The sequence below is a fragment of the Mycolicibacterium doricum genome (assembly GCF_010728155.1).
GTDB classification, from domain to species: domain Bacteria; phylum Actinomycetota; class Actinomycetes; order Mycobacteriales; family Mycobacteriaceae; genus Mycobacterium; species Mycobacterium doricum.
Genome location: NZ_AP022605.1, coordinates 108,656 through 124,285 on the forward strand (window position 1 = coordinate 108,656; position 15,630 = coordinate 124,285).

The 15,630-nt window shown below is 68.0% G+C and carries 13 protein-coding genes and 4 pseudogenes; 7 read left to right on the forward strand and 10 right to left on the reverse strand.

Annotated features, from left to right (window positions below):
• The first annotated feature begins 49 nt into the window (after nucleotides 1-49).
• Together nirB and nirD are read left to right on the forward strand one after the other, a co-directional pair.
• The gene (gene nirB, locus G6N07_RS00485) at nucleotides 50-2,662 is read left to right on the forward strand and encodes a nitrite reductase large subunit NirB (protein WP_085192716.1); all 2,613 of its coding nucleotides are present in this window, start codon (nucleotides 50-52) and stop codon (nucleotides 2,660-2,662) included.
• Nucleotides 2,659-3,030, forward strand: a complete 372-nt coding sequence (gene nirD / locus G6N07_RS00490; RefSeq protein WP_085192717.1) for a nitrite reductase small subunit NirD — start codon at nucleotides 2,659-2,661, stop codon at nucleotides 3,028-3,030. Before nirB ends, nirD begins: the two co-directional genes overlap by 4 nt.
• Nucleotides 3,031-3,033: 3 nt before the next feature.
• Here the strand turns inward: nirD and G6N07_RS00495 are convergent, their stop codons facing one another.
• Entirely contained in the window at nucleotides 3,034-3,603 is a 570-nt protein-coding gene (locus G6N07_RS00495; protein ID WP_085192718.1) for a DUF2231 domain-containing protein, read from the reverse strand.
• Between the two features lie 70 nt (nucleotides 3,604-3,673).
• On the opposite strand from G6N07_RS00495, the gene G6N07_RS00500 reads away from it, so the two are divergent.
• Nucleotides 3,674-4,360, forward strand: coding sequence for a GAF and ANTAR domain-containing protein (locus tag G6N07_RS00500; RefSeq protein ID WP_085192719.1), 687 nt, complete (start codon nucleotides 3,674-3,676; stop codon nucleotides 4,358-4,360).
• Here G6N07_RS00500 and G6N07_RS00505 read toward each other — a convergent pair.
• From G6N07_RS00505 to G6N07_RS00540, 9 genes and pseudogenes are all read right to left on the reverse strand, one after another.
• Nucleotides 4,357-5,040, reverse strand: a complete 684-nt coding sequence (locus G6N07_RS00505; protein ID WP_179959928.1) for a sirohydrochlorin chelatase — start codon at nucleotides 5,038-5,040, stop codon at nucleotides 4,357-4,359. The two genes, G6N07_RS00500 and G6N07_RS00505, sit on opposite strands and share 4 nt — an antisense overlap.
• Nucleotides 5,041-5,048: 8 nt before the next feature.
• Nucleotides 5,049-6,197, reverse strand: a complete 1,149-nt coding sequence (locus tag G6N07_RS00510; protein ID WP_085192721.1) for a uroporphyrinogen-III synthase — start codon at nucleotides 6,195-6,197, stop codon at nucleotides 5,049-5,051.
• Nucleotides 6,198-6,348: 151 nt separating this feature from the next.
• The gene (locus tag G6N07_RS00515; protein WP_085192722.1) at nucleotides 6,349-7,743 is read right to left on the reverse strand and encodes a nitrate/nitrite transporter; all 1,395 of its coding nucleotides are present in this window, start codon (nucleotides 7,741-7,743) and stop codon (nucleotides 6,349-6,351) included.
• A 95-nt stretch (nucleotides 7,744-7,838) separates the two neighbouring features.
• Nucleotides 7,839-8,429: a GNAT family N-acetyltransferase gene (locus G6N07_RS00520; protein ID WP_109749330.1), complete on the reverse strand. Its 591-nt coding sequence runs from the start codon at nucleotides 8,427-8,429 to the stop codon at nucleotides 7,839-7,841.
• Nucleotides 8,430-8,537: 108 nt separating this feature from the next.
• Nucleotides 8,538-8,875, reverse strand: a pseudogene (locus tag G6N07_RS00525) (allophanate hydrolase subunit 2 family protein); the annotation flags it as partial.
• A gap of 133 nt (nucleotides 8,876-9,008) precedes the next feature.
• A pseudogene (locus G6N07_RS19800) lies at nucleotides 9,009-9,175 on the reverse strand (carboxyltransferase domain-containing protein); the annotation flags it as partial.
• 123 nt (nucleotides 9,176-9,298) lie between these two features.
• Nucleotides 9,299-9,973: a queuosine precursor transporter gene (locus G6N07_RS00530; RefSeq protein ID WP_085192725.1), complete on the reverse strand. Its 675-nt coding sequence runs from the start codon at nucleotides 9,971-9,973 to the stop codon at nucleotides 9,299-9,301.
• A 38-nt stretch (nucleotides 9,974-10,011) separates the two neighbouring features.
• Nucleotides 10,012-10,977, reverse strand: coding sequence for an ABC transporter substrate-binding protein (locus G6N07_RS00535; protein ID WP_085192726.1), 966 nt, complete (start codon nucleotides 10,975-10,977; stop codon nucleotides 10,012-10,014).
• 345 nt (nucleotides 10,978-11,322) lie between these two features.
• Nucleotides 11,323-11,558, reverse strand: a pseudogene (locus tag G6N07_RS00540) (LysE/ArgO family amino acid transporter); the annotation flags it as partial.
• A 168-nt stretch (nucleotides 11,559-11,726) separates the two neighbouring features.
• Here G6N07_RS00540 and G6N07_RS00545 point away from each other — a divergent pair.
• The 4 genes and pseudogenes from G6N07_RS00545 to G6N07_RS00560 all read left to right on the forward strand — a co-directional run bounded on the left by G6N07_RS00545 (nucleotide 11,727) and on the right by G6N07_RS00560 (nucleotide 15,606).
• A complete protein-coding gene (locus tag G6N07_RS00545; RefSeq protein ID WP_085192727.1) occupies nucleotides 11,727-12,629 on the forward strand; it encodes a universal stress protein in 903 nt (300 codons plus the stop codon).
• A 248-nt stretch (nucleotides 12,630-12,877) separates the two neighbouring features.
• Nucleotides 12,878-14,197: an HNH endonuclease signature motif containing protein gene (locus tag G6N07_RS00550; protein ID WP_163784026.1), complete on the forward strand. Its 1,320-nt coding sequence runs from the start codon at nucleotides 12,878-12,880 to the stop codon at nucleotides 14,195-14,197.
• Between the two features lie 6 nt (nucleotides 14,198-14,203).
• Nucleotides 14,204-15,387, forward strand: a pseudogene (locus tag G6N07_RS00555) (IS3 family transposase).
• Nucleotides 15,388-15,606, forward strand: a complete 219-nt coding sequence (locus G6N07_RS00560) for a hypothetical protein (RefSeq protein WP_085189337.1) — start codon at nucleotides 15,388-15,390, stop codon at nucleotides 15,604-15,606.
• Nucleotides 15,607-15,630: the final 24 nt, after the last annotated feature.

The following is a 15,630-nucleotide window of genomic DNA, read 5'->3' on the forward strand; positions in this document are numbered from 1 at the left end:
TTCACACGAGGCGACATCGCGGCAATATCCGCTTCCTAGCCTGGTCCCCATGCTGTCAACGAAGAACGTCGTGGTCGTCGGCCACGGCATGGTCGGGCACCGGTTCGTCGAAGCGCTGCGTGCGCGCGACGACGCGGGTGCCTGGCGGGTCACCGTGCTCGCCGAGGAAACCGACGCCGCCTACGACCGGGTGGGTCTGACCGGGTACACCGAGCACTGGGACCGCGCGCTGCTGGCGCTCGCCGGCAACGACTACGCCGGCGACGACCTGGTCGACCTGCGCCTGGGGCAGCGGGTCACCTCGATCGACCGAGACGCCGGCACCGTGACGACTGCCGACGGGACGACGGTCGGCTACGACGCGCTGGTGCTGGCGACCGGTTCGTACGCCTTCGTGCCGCCGGTGCCCGGGCGCGACCTACCCGCCTGTCACGTCTACCGCACGTTCGACGACCTCGACGCGATCCGTGCCGACGCAGCCCGCGCACACGAGAGAAACCGCGCACCGGTTGGCGTCGTCATCGGTGGTGGTCTGCTCGGCCTGGAGGCCGCGAACGCGTTGCGTGGGTTCGGGCTTACCGCCCATGTCGTGGAGCGGTCGCCGCGCCTGATGTGCCAACAACTCGACGACGCGGGCGGTGCGCTGCTGAGCAGGATGATCGCCGATCTTGGCATCGAGGTCCACCTCGACGTCAGCACCGAGGCGATCGCACCGGCGCAGCGCAACCGGCCACTGCGGCGTTCCCGAGAGGACGACTCGCTACGGGTGATTCTGGGCGACGGGTCGTTCATCGACGCGGGCGTCGTGGTCTTCGCTGCCGGGGTCAGACCGCGCGACGAGCTCGCCCGTGACGCGGGGCTGCAGACCGCCGAGCGCGGCGGCGTGCTCACCGACCTGGGCTGCCGCACCAGCGATCCCAACATCTATGCGGTGGGCGAGGTCGCCGCGATCGAGGGCCATTGCTACGGGCTGGTGGGTCCGGGCTACACGAGCGCCGAAGTGGTGGCCGACCGGCTGCTGGGTGGGGCCGCGGAGTTCCCCGAGCCCGACATGTCGACCAAGCTCAAGTTGCTCGGCGTCGACGTGGCGAGCTTCGGCGACGCGATGGGGCAGACCCCGGACTGCCTCGAGGTGGTGGTCAACGACGCGGTCAACCAGACGTACGCCAAGCTGGTGCTCTCCGACGACGCCAAGACGCTGCTCGGCGGAGTGCTGGTCGGCGACGCTTCGGCGTACGGCGTGCTACGGCCGATGATCGGCGAGCAACTGCCGGGTGACCCCATGGCGCTGATCGCGCCCGCCGGTTCGGGCGGCACCGACGGCGGGCTGGGCGTCGGCGCACTGCCCGCGGCCGCGCAGATCTGCTCGTGCAACAACGTCACCAAGGGTGACGTCACGGACGCTATCGCCGACGGCTGCTGCGACGTCGCCGGGCTCAAAGCGTGCACCAAGGCAGGCACGTCGTGCGGATCGTGTGTCCCGCTGCTCAAACAACTGCTCGAGGCCGAGGGCGTCGAGCAGTCGAAGGCGTTGTGCGAGCACTTCGCTCACTCGCGCGCGGAACTGTTCGAGATCGTCTCTGCCACGGCGATCCGCACGTTCTCCGGACTACTCGAGCGCTTCGGCACCGGGAAGGGTTGCGACATCTGTAAACCCACCGTCGCATCGATCCTCGCATCGACCAGCTCCGAGCACATCCTCGACGGCGAACAGGCCGCGCTACAGGACTCCAACGACCACTTCCTGGCCAATATCCAACGCAACGGCAGCTATTCGGTGGTGCCGCGGGTGCCGGGCGGCGACATCACTGCCGAACAACTGATTCTGATCGGCGAGATCGCCCGCGACTTCGACCTGTACACGAAGATCACCGGCGGCCAGCGGATCGACCTGTTCGGTGCCCGTGTGGAGCAGCTGCCGGAGATCTGGCGCCGGCTCGTCGAGGGTGGGATGGAGTCGGGCCACGCCTACGGCAAGGCGCTGCGCACCGTGAAGAGCTGCGTGGGCAGCGACTGGTGCCGGTACGGCCAACAGGATTCGGTCCAGATGGCGATCAACCTGGAACTGCGCTACCGGGGCCTGCGTGCCCCGCACAAGATCAAGATGGGTGTCTCGGGGTGCGCCCGCGAATGCGCGGAGGCGCGGGCCAAGGACGTCGGCGTCATCGCCACCGAGCACGGCTGGAATCTGTACGTAGGCGGCAACGGCGGAATGACCCCCAAGCACGCTCAGCTGCTCGCCGGCAACCTCGACGACGAGACCCTGATCCGCTACATCGACCGGTTCCTGATGTTCTACATCCGCACCGCGGATCGCCTGCAGCGCACCGCTCCGTGGGTGGAACAACTGGGACTGGACCACCTGCGCGAAGTCGTCTGCGAGGACTCCCTCGGTCTGGCAAGAGAATTCGAGACGGCGATGGCAAGTCACGTCGAGGGCTACGCGTGCGAGTGGAAGGGGGTGCTCGAAGACCCGGACAAGCTGTCGCGATTCGTGTCCTTCGTCAACGCGCCTGATGTGCCCGACCCCACCGTCGCCTTCACCGAGCACGCCGGCCGCAAGGTGCCGGTTCAGATGGGAATGCCCACCGTCCGCCCCATTGAGGAGGCCCCGATTGAGGAGACCCCGATTGAGGAGACCCCGATTGAGGAGACACTGTGACGCTGCTCGATGACCGCGACGAGCGCGACGGGCCGCCGGCCAGGGGATGGACCGTCGCGTGCCGCTACGATCACTTGATCCCGTGCCGCGGCGTCGGGGTTCTGCTGTCCGACGGCACCCAGGTGGCGTTGTTCCGCCTCGACGACGGGAGCCTGCACGCGGTCGGCAACATCGATCCCTTCTCCGGCGCGGCGGTGATATCGCGCGGCATCACCGGCGACCGGGGCGGCCGGGCGATGGTGCAGTCACCGATCAAGAAGCAGGCGTTCGCCTTCGACGACGGCAGCTGCCTCGACGATCCGTCGGCGTCGCTCCCGGTGTACCGGACGCGGCGAACCGTCGACGGTTTCGTCGAGATCGAGACGTAGCGCTCAGGCGGCGCGCCGGTACTCCACCGGGCTGCGGTGGGTGACCGCCCGCACGGGCTGCCAGCGGAACATCCCGGCACCCTGCGCATAGGACAGGTGTCCGCCGAGCGCACCGCCGACGCTGATGGCACCCAGACCGAGCAGGCTGTACATCCGGGCGGCGCGGACTCTGTCCTTGCGGTAGGCGCGGTAGGCCAGGCCGAAGAACGTCGCGCCGAGCCCGTTCGACGTCGCATGGACCAGACCGACCCGCTGCTGACGCTTGTTGAGCAGCGCGTAGTCGGCCCATCCGGCCAAAACGGTGGGCGGTGTCGCCGCCAGTCCGACGCCGACGAGCCTGCGTGCGGTGGCGACGTCGTCGAACACGACGTCGAAGACCACCGACGTCATCCACGTGCCGATGGGCAACGTGACCAACAGCGGATGGACGGGGTGGCCCAGCCAGGAGCCCCGCAGGATGCGGCCGAGGCGGGCGCCGTCGACGAAACGGCTCGCGACGCGTGCGCTGGCGTCGGCCGGTGCGTCCAGCGACTCCACTTCTTCGACTCGAGCGAGGATGCGATGGATGTTCATGCGGGTGAGATACCCCCCGAGCGTCGGTCGAACCGGGTTTGGGGACTGCGTGCAGGGGTAATGCGGCGAGATGATCGTGCACGACGGCCGTCTCGAGGAGGCGATCGAGGAGTACGTCCGACGCTATGCCCGCCGAGCGCGGGCGGATATGACGTCGGCCCTTGCGGCGCTGACTGCGCTGGCCGTGGAGCAGGTGCCTGCCGTCGACCACGCCGGCGTGACGCTGGTGACCGAGGGCGGCATCGTCCGGTGCCTGGCCGCCACCGACGGGCACCCGCTCGTGCTGGACAACATCCAGCGTGGCTGCGGTCAGGGCCCGTGCCTGGACGCGGCCACCAGCCGGCAGATCTTCGGTATCGCCGACCTCCAGGCCGAGAGACGGTGGCCGCGATTCACCGCCAAGGCGGTCGCCAGCACGCCGGTGCGTGCGCTGCTGGCATTCCCGGTCTTCGACCGCGGCGACACCTACGCCGCGCTCAATCTCTACGCCGACCGCCCGGGGATGTTCGATTCCCGCGTGCAGGATGCCGGTGCCATGATCGCTGCTCGGATCGCGGAGACCCTGACGGCGGGGCAGGGCCGTGGCAAGTCGGTCCGTTCCGCCCGCACCGACGCCATCAACGAGGCGAAGAACCTGCTGATGAGGCGGTTCAGCATCGACGTTGCGCAGGCCTTCGCGCTGCTGGTGAAGCTTGCCAAGCAGCAGAACGATTCCATCGAGGCGGTAGCCCGCGAACTTCTGTCGGGCAGAGCCTAGGCCGCGACGGGGATCCGGGCCCGGCGGAACCGGCTGGCGATAAGCCGTACGAGTCCCGGGTGAGTGCCCAGCGGGTCGGTGACGATGTCGGCGCCGCTGGCCCGTAGCCGGTCCTGGAACAGGCCTTCGGACAACAGGTATGACGCCACCACCACACGGTGGGCGCCGCGCCGGCGGGCCACGGTGACGGCTTCGTCGATGCGCGGCCGGCCGGTGGCGGCGAACGCCAGGTCGACTCGGGCACCGGTGAGCGCCGACAACGATGCGGCGGTCGTGTGCAGATCACGCAGAGCGAGCGAATCCGAGGTGCCCGCCGCGGCGAGAACAACCGAATCGCCCGGTGTCCAACCGGATTGGACAAGTCGGTCGCCCAGCACCCGCACCAGCTGCGGGTCGGGCCCCAGCGGGTCGGCCACCGTGACGTCCGGGTGCCCGCTGGCGGCGACATGGGCCGGGATATCGCTGCCGACGTGGTAGCCGCGGGAGAGGAACGCGGGCACCAAGACGGTTGGGCGGTCGCCCGTCGCGCGGAGGACATCGGTGGGGGTCGGGCCAAGCACGTCGACGAAGGCGATGCCGACCGGCGACCCGAGGGTGGCGCCGACGCGGTCGGCGATCTCACCGATCAGCGCCACGCCACAGGGTTTCCGGGTGCCGTGGGCGACGAGAATGCGTCTCACAGGGCTCCTCACAGTGCGTCTGCCGGCTCCTCGTCGACGGCGAGCCGGTAGCCACGCTTGACGACAGTGGACACGATCTGCTTGTCGCCCAAAGTGGTTCGCAGTCGCAGCACCGCGGTCTCCACGGCATGGGTGTCGGTACCGCTACCGGGCAGGGCGCCGAGCAAGTCGGTGCGCGACACCACCGCCCCCGGCCGGTGGGCGAGTGCACGGATGGTGGCCATCCCCGCCGGGGCCAGCGATTTCACCACACCGTCCACCAGCACGCAGGTGCCGCGGATTTCGAGCAGGTGCCCGGCGACGCGCACGGTGCGTGACTGCAACAGCGGGAGTTCGTCGGTGATGTGGCGGGCCAGCGCGCCCAACCGCATCCGCTCCGGGGCCGACGTCGGAACCCCGACCCGGACCAGTGGACGCGCGGTGACCGGGCCGACGCACATCGCGTGGACATTGGTGCGCAGCGCAGTCAGCACGCGGTCCGCCACACCCAACTCGGAGGCCCGCATGAGCACCGACGCCACCGCGGGTGCCGACGTGAAGCTGACGGCGTCGAACTTCTCGTCGGCGATGCCGGCCACCAACTGGTCGAACTCACCGTTGCGGGGAGCCGGCCGCCAGCGGTACACGCGGATCGGCACAACTTCGGCGCCCACAGCGCGCAGTTCGTCGAGGAACTCGGGGAAGGGGTCCCAGTCGTCGGTTGCGCCGTGCAGCTGTACCGCGATCCGCTGCCCGGCGATGCCCCCGTCGAGCAGGTACCGCAGCACCTCCCGGGACGACTCGGAATCCGGTGACCACTCTTCGGGCAGGCCGGCAGCTCGCAGCGCACCCGTCGCCTTCGGCCCGCGGGAGACGATGCGGGCCCGTTGCAGCGCCGCGGTCAGTTCGGCGGCCACGCCCCAGCCGTCCGCGGCGGCGATCCAGCCGCGCATCCCGATACCGGTGGTCGCGATCACGATGTCGGGCGGTGTGTCGATCAGCGACTGGGTGTGGGCGCGCAATTCGTCGTCGTCGGGTAGCGGCACCATCGCGATCGCCGCCGCGCTCGAGACAGTGGCACCGCGGCGGCGCAGCAGTGCGCTCAGCTCCTCGGCGCGGCGGGCAGAGGTCACCGCCACCCGGAATCCGGTGAGCGGTGCCCACTCAGGCTCACTCATGGGTCCTGTGTATGCAGGTCGTGTTACGCATCTGTTTCCGAGCCATTGCCGAGCCATTGCCGAGCCATTGCCGAGCCATTTCCGGGCCATTGCCGTCGCTGCCGGTGTGGACAGGCCGACACCATTGTCGTCCTGTCCACGGATCCGGTGGTCACGTCCGTGCCAGAGCTGGCCGCGACGCGCGGTCGACCGAGGCGTCGCCGCTCGGGCGGCGCACGTACATCACCCAGGTGACCGCGGACGCCGCCACGTAGAACACCGCGAAGACCCAGAAGGCGGCGGTGGCCGAACCGCTCGACAGGTAGGACTGCCGGAGCGCGAGGTTGATGCCTACCCCGCCGAGCGCGCCGATGGCGCCGGCGAAGCCGATGAGCGCCCCGGACATGGCACGTGACCACGCGGCGCGCTGCTCCGGATCCGCGTCCAGTGACCGACTGCGCACCTCGAAGATCGAGGGGATCATCTTGTACACCGACCCGTTGCCGATACCCGACAGCAGGAACAGCGCGATGAACCCGACGATGTAGCCGGTCATCGTGGCCGCGGTGCCCGCACCGGGGCTGCCGTCGTCGAAGGTGCTGACGGTCACCAGCACCCCGGCTGCCAGGATCATGCCGGCGAACACCGCCAGGGTGACCCGGCCGCCGCCGGTGCGGTCGGCCAGTTTGCCGCCGTACACCCGCGACAACGAGCCCAGCAGCGGGCCGACGAACGCGATCTGCGCGGCGTGCAGCGACGCCTCGGCGGGGCTTTGCCCGCGGGCGGCGAAGTTGATCTGCAGGACCTGGCCGAACGCGAAGGCGAACCCGATGAAGGAGCCGAACGTGCCGATGTAGAGGAGCGAGATCACCCACGTGTCGCGTTCGCGCAGAACGTTTTTCATCGCGGTGAAGTCGATCTTGTGTTGTTCGAGGTTGTCCATGTACAGCGCCGCGCCGATACCGGCGACGGCCAGGGCGACCAGGTAGACCGCGCACACCCAGTACGGCTGCCGGTTGCCCGCCGTGGCGATGACGAGGAGACCGACCAGCTGGATCGCCGGCACCCCGATGTTGCCGCCACCGGCGTTGAGGCCCAGTGCCCAGCCCTTGAGGCGCTGCGGGTAGAAGGCGTTGATGTTCGTCATCGAGGAGGCGAAGTTGCCGCCACCGAAGCCGGCCAGCGCCGCGCACACCAGGTACGGCCACAGGGGCAGACCCGGATTGGCGAGCAACACCATCGTGCCGACCGTCGGGATCAGCAGCACGAACGCGGAGAAGACCGTCCAGTTTCGCCCGCCGAACTTCGCGGTGGCCAGCGTGTAGGGGATCCGAAGGCAGCCCCCGACGAGGGTGGCGGTAGCGCCGAGCAGGAACTTGTCGCCCGCCGAGAACCCGTAGACGGCCTCGGGCATGAACAACACCATGACCGACCAGATCGACCACACGGAGAAGCCGACGTGCTCGGCGGCCACCGACCAGATCAGGTTGCGGCGGGCGATGTGCTTGTTGCCGGCTTCCCAGGCGGCCGTGTCCTCGGGGTCCCAGTCGGTGATGCGGTGCGACATGGCAGCAACGGTAGGAAGCGTTCGTTACCCCGGCGCTGCCGGCGATGACCCCGCCGTGAAATTCCGCTCACCTCGGTCGGCGAAGCGGTGTGAGATCACCAGACGTCGCCGTGGCGCCAGTCGCAGGTCAGTTCGGCGGTGGTGTCGAGGTCGGTGAACTCCAGAGCCGAGGCGACCGGGTAGACGAACACGGATCCGTCGTCACCGGGGGTCCGCGCGCGTCCACCGGGGGACAGCACCGATGTCGGCCCCTGCCACGGTTTCCACCCGCGCGCCCGGTACATCGGCTCGGCGATGGTGGAGGTCGACAGCGCGCCCAGTTGGTAGGCGCCGCGGATCACCTGTTCGCAGGCGTCCATCACGGCGCTGCCCAGCCCTTGCCCGCGGCAGTCTTCGCGCACGGCCACGGCTTCGATGTAGCCGCACCGCAGTGCCGCGGCACCGTAGAGGAGCCGGCGCTGCACCACCGCGGCGTGGGCGATCAGCGCGCTGTGGCTGCAGATCAGCGCATGCATACCGCCGAGTGCGTGCTCCCAGTCGTCGTCGGTGAACTCACCGCCGAAGGCGTCGGTGACCATACGCCGGGCGCCTTCGCGGGTCTGCTTGTCCAGATCCGCGGTGTGCACGAGCCGCGCGGTGTGGACCACCCCGTGAGCGCGATTGTCATTGACAAGCTGCGGCAGCACAGCTTGGTTGTACCAGCGCGGTGCGTCGCTCACAACGCCCAATCACGTGATCGACCAGAATCCGATCAACGGCCGCATCGTCGCCACCGGTGGCAGGGCTCCAAGGCCCTAACCGAAACGTCTGCGCGGCCTCGACCAGTGCAGCCGCACACTCTGGCCGGGGCCTGTGAGGCCCTGTCGACGTCGTGGTCGGCCACGACACCGATGACGATATCCTCCTGTGGCCGGATGGCCCGGACCCAGGATGACCGGCAATCCGTTGGGGGGCAGCGGATCGCGCCGCGAGTCGCACCTTCGCTGGGCAGCTGGCGGTCGGGCCACCGGTAGTCCAGCGGCATGCCGACCAAGCGGGTGCCGACGCGGTCGCTGCGGGTGGTGACCTGCCGGTTTGTGCGTACCAGGATGTCCGGGTCGACGAACCAGTCGTCACGCGGCCCGGGGACCATCAGCCCGTGCGCGCGGCGGTCCGCCGCGCCCGAGCGGGCGACGCCGAGGTGCGCGAGCTCCGGACGGCCGATATCTTCGACAAGCGCCAGCGGTCCGCTGCTGAGAATCTCCAGCGCCGTCATCGTCGCCTCCTCACCCGACGGCGCGGAACTCGACCCACATACCCGGGGTGAGCAATGCCGGGTTGTCGGGTTCCACGTCCCACACAGAACGGCGTCGGTGCGCCCGATCAACTGCCATCCACCGGGCGATTCACCGGGATACACCCCGCTGAACTCGCCGGCCAGCCCCGGCATCCCACCACATCCGGCATCCCACCACATCCGGCGCTGCGGTCATACCCAAAGCTACCGCCGGCAATGTCGGCGTCCGCGTCCTGGGAAGCGTCCTGGGAAGTATTGACAGCGGGTTTCACAGAGCGCTCAGCCCACGGGTTCGTAGGTCGGTTCTCGACGCTTGATCGTGGCGATCACCCGGTAGGTCACCGGCAGCATCGCCGCTTCGATCACCGTCTTGTAGACCCAGCCGAGTGCCGCGTACAGCGCGAACGCGCCCATGTTGCCGAAACCGATGATCGGTGCGGCTATCGCACAGAACACCAGCGTGTCGGCGAACTGCCCCACCACGGTCGATCCGAGCAATCGCGCCCACAGGTGCTGTTCCTTGGTGCACTGTTTGATCCGCACCACCACCCAGGCATTGACGAGCTGGCCGACGAGAAAGCCGGACAGCCCCGCGATCGCCAGCCCGGTGATCGCCGCCACCGTGGTGGCCAGCGCCTCCTGGTTGGCGTAGTCGGGGGCGCCGGGCAGGCGCACCGTCGTCCACAGCACCACCACCGCCAGCGCCTGCATGGCGAAGCCGATGAATACCGCCCGTCGCGCGGCACGGAAGCCGTACACCTCGCTGAGCACGTCACCGATGACGTAGGTGAGCGGGAAGACCAGGAAGCCGCCGTCGGTCAGCAGTGGCCCGAACGCCACGCCCTTGGTGGCTGCGACGTTCGAGATCAGCACCAGGCCGGTGAAGACGGCGACCAGAGTCGGGTAATAGGCGGAACCCACCGCTGCGGAACCTCGGTGGGCGGGCTCGGTCACCGCGTCATTCTCGCAGCCCTTGTTGCGGGCCGGTCGACTCAGGCCAGGACCTGCGCGAGCAGGGGCGGCAGCCGGTTGGCCACCAGGGGGTAGGACAGCGGGGAGGCGAACGCGATGGCCCCGGCCAGCTCCTTGTCGGTGAAGATGGTGCGCCCACCCGCGACGGCCTTCAACCCCGCGATGGTCGGGTCGGCGAGAAGCGCGCCCTGCTCCTGTTCGTTCTCGGTGGTCCAGATCAGGACGTCGGCGGTGTCGAGGACGGCGGCTATCCGGTTGCGCGGGATCAGCGGGCCCCCAGGATCGACGACGGTGAAACCCATCTGGTTGAGGAAGTCAGTGCGCCAACCGGGGAGCACGGCCGGCACGCTGTCGCGGTGGAGCGGGCCGCGCAGTAGGAGCGCTTTCTTACCGGCAAACTGCGGGTTGGCCGTGGCGGCATCGGTGAACCGCTCCTCGACGCGCGCGATGAGCGCCTGCATCTCGCCCGCCTTGAACACCGCCTGGCCGATCACGGTGGCCTGCTCCTTCCACGGTTCGAAGAAGGCGGCTGACCCCCTCTGGGCCACTGTCGGGGCGATCTGCGACAGCGTCGTGTACGTGTCGGCGTCGACGCCGGCGTTGGTGGCGACGATCAGGTCGGGGTTCAGCCCGCGGATCGCCTCGACCTGGATACCGTCGGCGAGGCTGAGCACGGTCGGCTGTGACGCACCGAGATGGCTTCGCGCCCAGGGCCATACGCCGAACGGTTCACCGCCGAACCAGTCGGTGACGGCGATCGGCACCACGCCGACGGCCAGCAGGTCGTCCTGTTCGGTGAGTCCGGCGCTGACGACACGGTGGGGAGGCCCGGGGATGCGGGTCTCGCCGAAGGCGTGGGCGACGGTGACGGAGCCGTCCTTCGCGACGGTGCCAGGCTCGTCATCTCCGCAGCCGGCGAGTGCCGTCGAACCGGCGAGCGCGGCTGTCATGGCCAGGAACATGCGGCGCGACCAGGCGGATGACACGCGGCGAGCGTAACCGCTGACTCACCTCGAAGCTGCTGAACACCGCCGTGCTCACCGTGACGCCACTGGCAGGCGCCATAATCCGATTTGCCGTCTGCGGTACTGTGCGCGTCATTATTTGCCGTAAGCTGACGCGACCCACGGCAAAAGTGACTGGGCAAAAGTGACTGATGTGACGCAGGGGGCGCCGCGGTGCACGCGAAAAGGGCAAGAATGGCCTGGAACTCCCCTTTCGCGGCGCTAGGGAGAACAACCGTCAGGAGAGCCCCAGGCCGCTTTCCAGGCTACGCCCCAAATTCGCCGACGAACGGATTCCCGAGAATCGTCAGCGGGGAGTCGGCATCTTCAGCCGAGTGCCACCGCTATCCCCAGAACGATCATCGTGGCGGCGATCAACGCGTCGAGAACCCGCCACGTCGTCGGTGTCGAGAACAAGCCGGCGAGGCGTCGCGCGGCGTACCCGAGACCGGTGAACCACACGGCGCTCGCCGTGACAGCCCCGATGCCGAAGAGCCAGTGGTCGTCGCGGCGCTGGTTGGCTAGGGCCCGAGCAGGACGACGGTGTCGAGATAGACGTGCGGGCAGCCTCCTTCACATCCACGCCGCCGCACGAAACATCACCCGGGTCATCGCTGAGCGGAAGGGACTTCCGTCCTTCGGCTGGGGCCGGAGGGCCGCTACCGCAGGACGCTGCGATGAGGGAGCATCGTGGGAACCATCCTTTCACGGGTGACGGCGGGAGGACCTCAATGTCTGAGCACACCTGTGCTGTGGTCGTCGGGATCGACGGCAGTGACAGCGCCCTGCAGGCCGCCCGGTGGGCCGGTGCGGTGGCCGCTGCCAGCGGTGCGCCACTGCACATCCTGCACGCCATGCCAAGCCTCGGACGCAATCTGACCGAGACAACGGTGGCCATTCAGGCCGCGATCATGTCCTATCAGCGGGACTCCGCGCTGACCTTCCTGCGGGCGGCGGAGGAGGCGGTCCACGCGGACCGCCCCAACCTCACTGTCACCACCGAGGCCAGCGAGACGCCGGTGGACGAGGCGATCATCGACGCCAGCCGTACTGCCCGGCTGATCGTGCTCGGCGGTCAGGACGTCACCGGGGCGGCTGCGGTGGTGCTGGGATCGACGACGCTGCGGGTCGCGACCCACGCCGCGTGCCCCGTCGTCGCCTTCCGTGGCGACGAGGTCAGCTTGTCCGACAAGCCGATCGTCGTCGGTGTGGACAGCACCCCTGCCGGCGCCGGCGTCCTGGCGACGGCGTTCGACTTCGCGGATGCCCTGAAGGCAAAGCTCGTCGTCGTGCGGTCCTGGACGGCCCGTGCGCCAGCCGGTGACGTCACCATTCCCTTCTTGGTCGACTGGGAAGCACTGGAAGTCGCCGAGTGGGCGGCGCTCAGGGAACTCGTGGACGGCTGCCGTGAGCGCCATCCGGGCGTCGACGCGGAATGTGTTGTGGAGATGATGTCCCCGGCTCGGGCGCTGCTGCTCCACGCCGCCGACGCGCAACTGGTAGTGGTCGGCAGCCGGGGAAGAAATGCCTTGGCTGGGCTGGTTTTGGGATCGACCAGCATGAACCTGCTGCATCACAGCCAGGTTCCGGTGATGGTGACGCGGGCGCAGGACGCAGAAGCCGATCGACGGTGACGGTGGAGATGACGCGCGACGGGCGGCGGATCCTCGTCACCGGTGGTGGGTAGCCGGGGTATTCGTCCTTCACTTTCACCGCCGGTGCGGCAGCGTGAAAGGCGTGGCGCCCTTCTATCACCCCGTTCGACCGATCAGGGGGGCGAAGGAACCGATCGTTCATGGGCGATCATGGCGTCGGTCGACTTGTTCTCGTGGAATGCATCGGCACTGTCCACTTGTCGTACCATCGAACTACTGTTCGAGGTATGGATGGGGAAGCGGTGCTCGCGGCGTTTGCCGGATTCGAGGCAGCTCGCGAGGCGCTCGCCGGCTTATCCGTGGAGTCGCTGACCGCCGCCCAGACGCTGACCGTCTTGCAGATGCGTGAACGCGGGCATCGCCGCGACCTGGCGATCGACCACGCCCTGACCGCCCGCCTCATCGACCAAGCCGATCCCCATGAGATGGGCGCCACGTCGATCAAGAAGCTGCTCACCGAGCGGCTCCGAATCACCGACGCCGATGCCGGTGACCGCCTCACCGACGCCCGCCAATTGGGGCCGAAGTACACCCTCACCGGCGAACGACTGCAGTCCGATCTGCCCCATACTGCCGACGCGTTGTCTCGCGGCGTGATCGGCGTCGCCCATGTGCGGATCATCCAGGACTTCGTGAAAAGACTGCCGACATGGGTGTCGTTCGCCCGCCGCGACGACTACGAACGCGACCTCGTCACCCACGCGCAGACGTTGGTGCCCGAGGACTTCCGCAAAGTCGCCGAGACCTTGCTGGCCCACATCGACCAGGACGGCGCCGAACCCGACTACCCCACCCAACAACGCCGCCGCACCGTCACGGTAGGCCGCCAGCAGGCCGACGGGATGAGCCACCTCGACGGCTGGATCGACCCCGAATTCCGGGCCTTCCTCGATGTGGTGCTGGCCAAACACGCCGCCCCCGGCGCCAACCTGCCCCACCACGACACCTACCACGACACCCACGATGCCGCCCACGACGACACCCACGACGACACCCACGACGCCGCCCGCACCGGCCGCGACCACCGCACCGCCGGCCAACGCCACCACGACGCCATCAAAACCGTCCTGCGCGACACCGTGGCCTCAGGCCGGCTCGGTCAGGTCGCCGGCGTGCCCGCCACCATCGTCGCCAGCACCACCCTCGGCGAACTCGAACGCGCCGCCGGATGGGCCCACACCGGCGGCGGCAACCGCCTGCCCCTCCGCGACCTGATCCGCATGGCCGCCACCTCCCGGCACTACCTGGCGGTGTTCGACGACCACACCGAAGAAATCCTCTACCTCGGCCGCGCCAAACGCACCGCCACCACCGCCCAACGCCTCGCCCTGTTCGCCAGAGACAAAGGCTGCACCCACCCGCACTGCACCGCGCCGTTCTACTGGACCCAAGCCCACCACGCCCACGACTACCGCACCGGCGGGCGCACCGACATCGACAACCTCACCCTGGCCTGCCAACCCGCCAACCTCATGATCGACAAAACCTGGCGTGCCTCCCACTTTCCGGACTGCGGACCAAATAGGGTCCGAGCCGGAAAGGAATGAAGGGAATTGGCGAAGAAATACCAGAAATTCTCTCCAGAGTTTCGTGAGGAAGTCGTCAAACTCGTGGTGGAGGGGCAACAGCCTATCGCTAAGGTCGCTCGTGAACATGGGCTGAGTGAGACGACTGTCGGCAATTGGGTGCGCAAATACCGAGAGGAGCGCGCCGGGGACGAGCCGCCGCTGCAATTGTCAGAACGCGCGCGGCTACGCGAGTTGGAACGAGAGAACCGGGAAATGGCGATGGAACTCGCCTTCCTGAAAAAAGCGGCAGCGTACTTCGCGAGGGAGCAGCGGTGAGCGAGAAATACGCGCTCATCGCCGCGGAGCACGCCGCCGCGCACGTCGCCGAGGCTCCCACCGTCGCCCAGATGACCCGCTGGCTGGGCGTGTCCAAGAGCGGCTATTACGAGGGCCGCGCGCCCGCCCAGTACGGCCGAGAAGCGCCGGGAGGAACTCAAGATCAAGATCGCCACGTTGTTCGACTCATTCGACGGCGCCTATGGGTATCGGCGCATCCACGCCGAGTTGGTCCGCGCCGGCGAACACGTCGGGGAAGAGTTGGTGCGAAAGCTGATGCGTGAGCTGAACCTTGTTGCGGTGCAACCGAAACCGTACAAACGCACCACAATCCCGGGTAAGCCCGAGCAGGCGGTGGCCGACCTGGTGGCCCGCGATTTCACCGCCGATAAGCCGGGGGTTAAGTGCGTCGGCGACATCACCTACATCAAGACGTGGGAAGGCTGGCTGTATGTGGCGACAGTCATCGACTGCTTCAACAAAGAGGTGATCGGCTATGCCATGGCCGAGCACATGCGCACTGAGCTGGTCACCGACGCGCTGGATATGGCGGCCCGCAACCACCAGCTGGAGCAAGATTGCATTATGCATTCCGATCGCGGCACCCAATATATGTCTGCCGAGTATTCCGCCACGCTTAAGGAGTTCGGGCTGCGGCAATCGGTGGGCCGCACCGGGGTATGTTGGGATAATGCGCTCGCGGAATCGTTTTCGCGAGTTTGAAGAATGAGCGGGTCCACCACATGGTGTACCCGACCCGGAAGGCGGCGAAGGAAGATATTGCACGCTACATCGAATTGTTCTACAATCGACGCAGAATTCATTCCGCACTCGGCTATCGGACACCGCACGAGGTCCGCATCGAGTACATGAATTCACAGCTCGCAGCGTAAATGGATGCGAAATCCGCAGTCCGGAAAACGCAGGGCAGCCCAACCGGCTGGACCACCCACCGCCCCGGCAACGGCCGCACCCACTGGAACCCACCAAAACACCACGACACCGGCCAACCCCGCCTCAACCACCACTTCCATCCCCACCGCTACCTCAGCAACGGCAACGGCGACGGCAACGGCAACGGCAACGGCAACGGCGACGACGAACCCGAATAGCTTTGCGACGCAAAGGTGATCGCA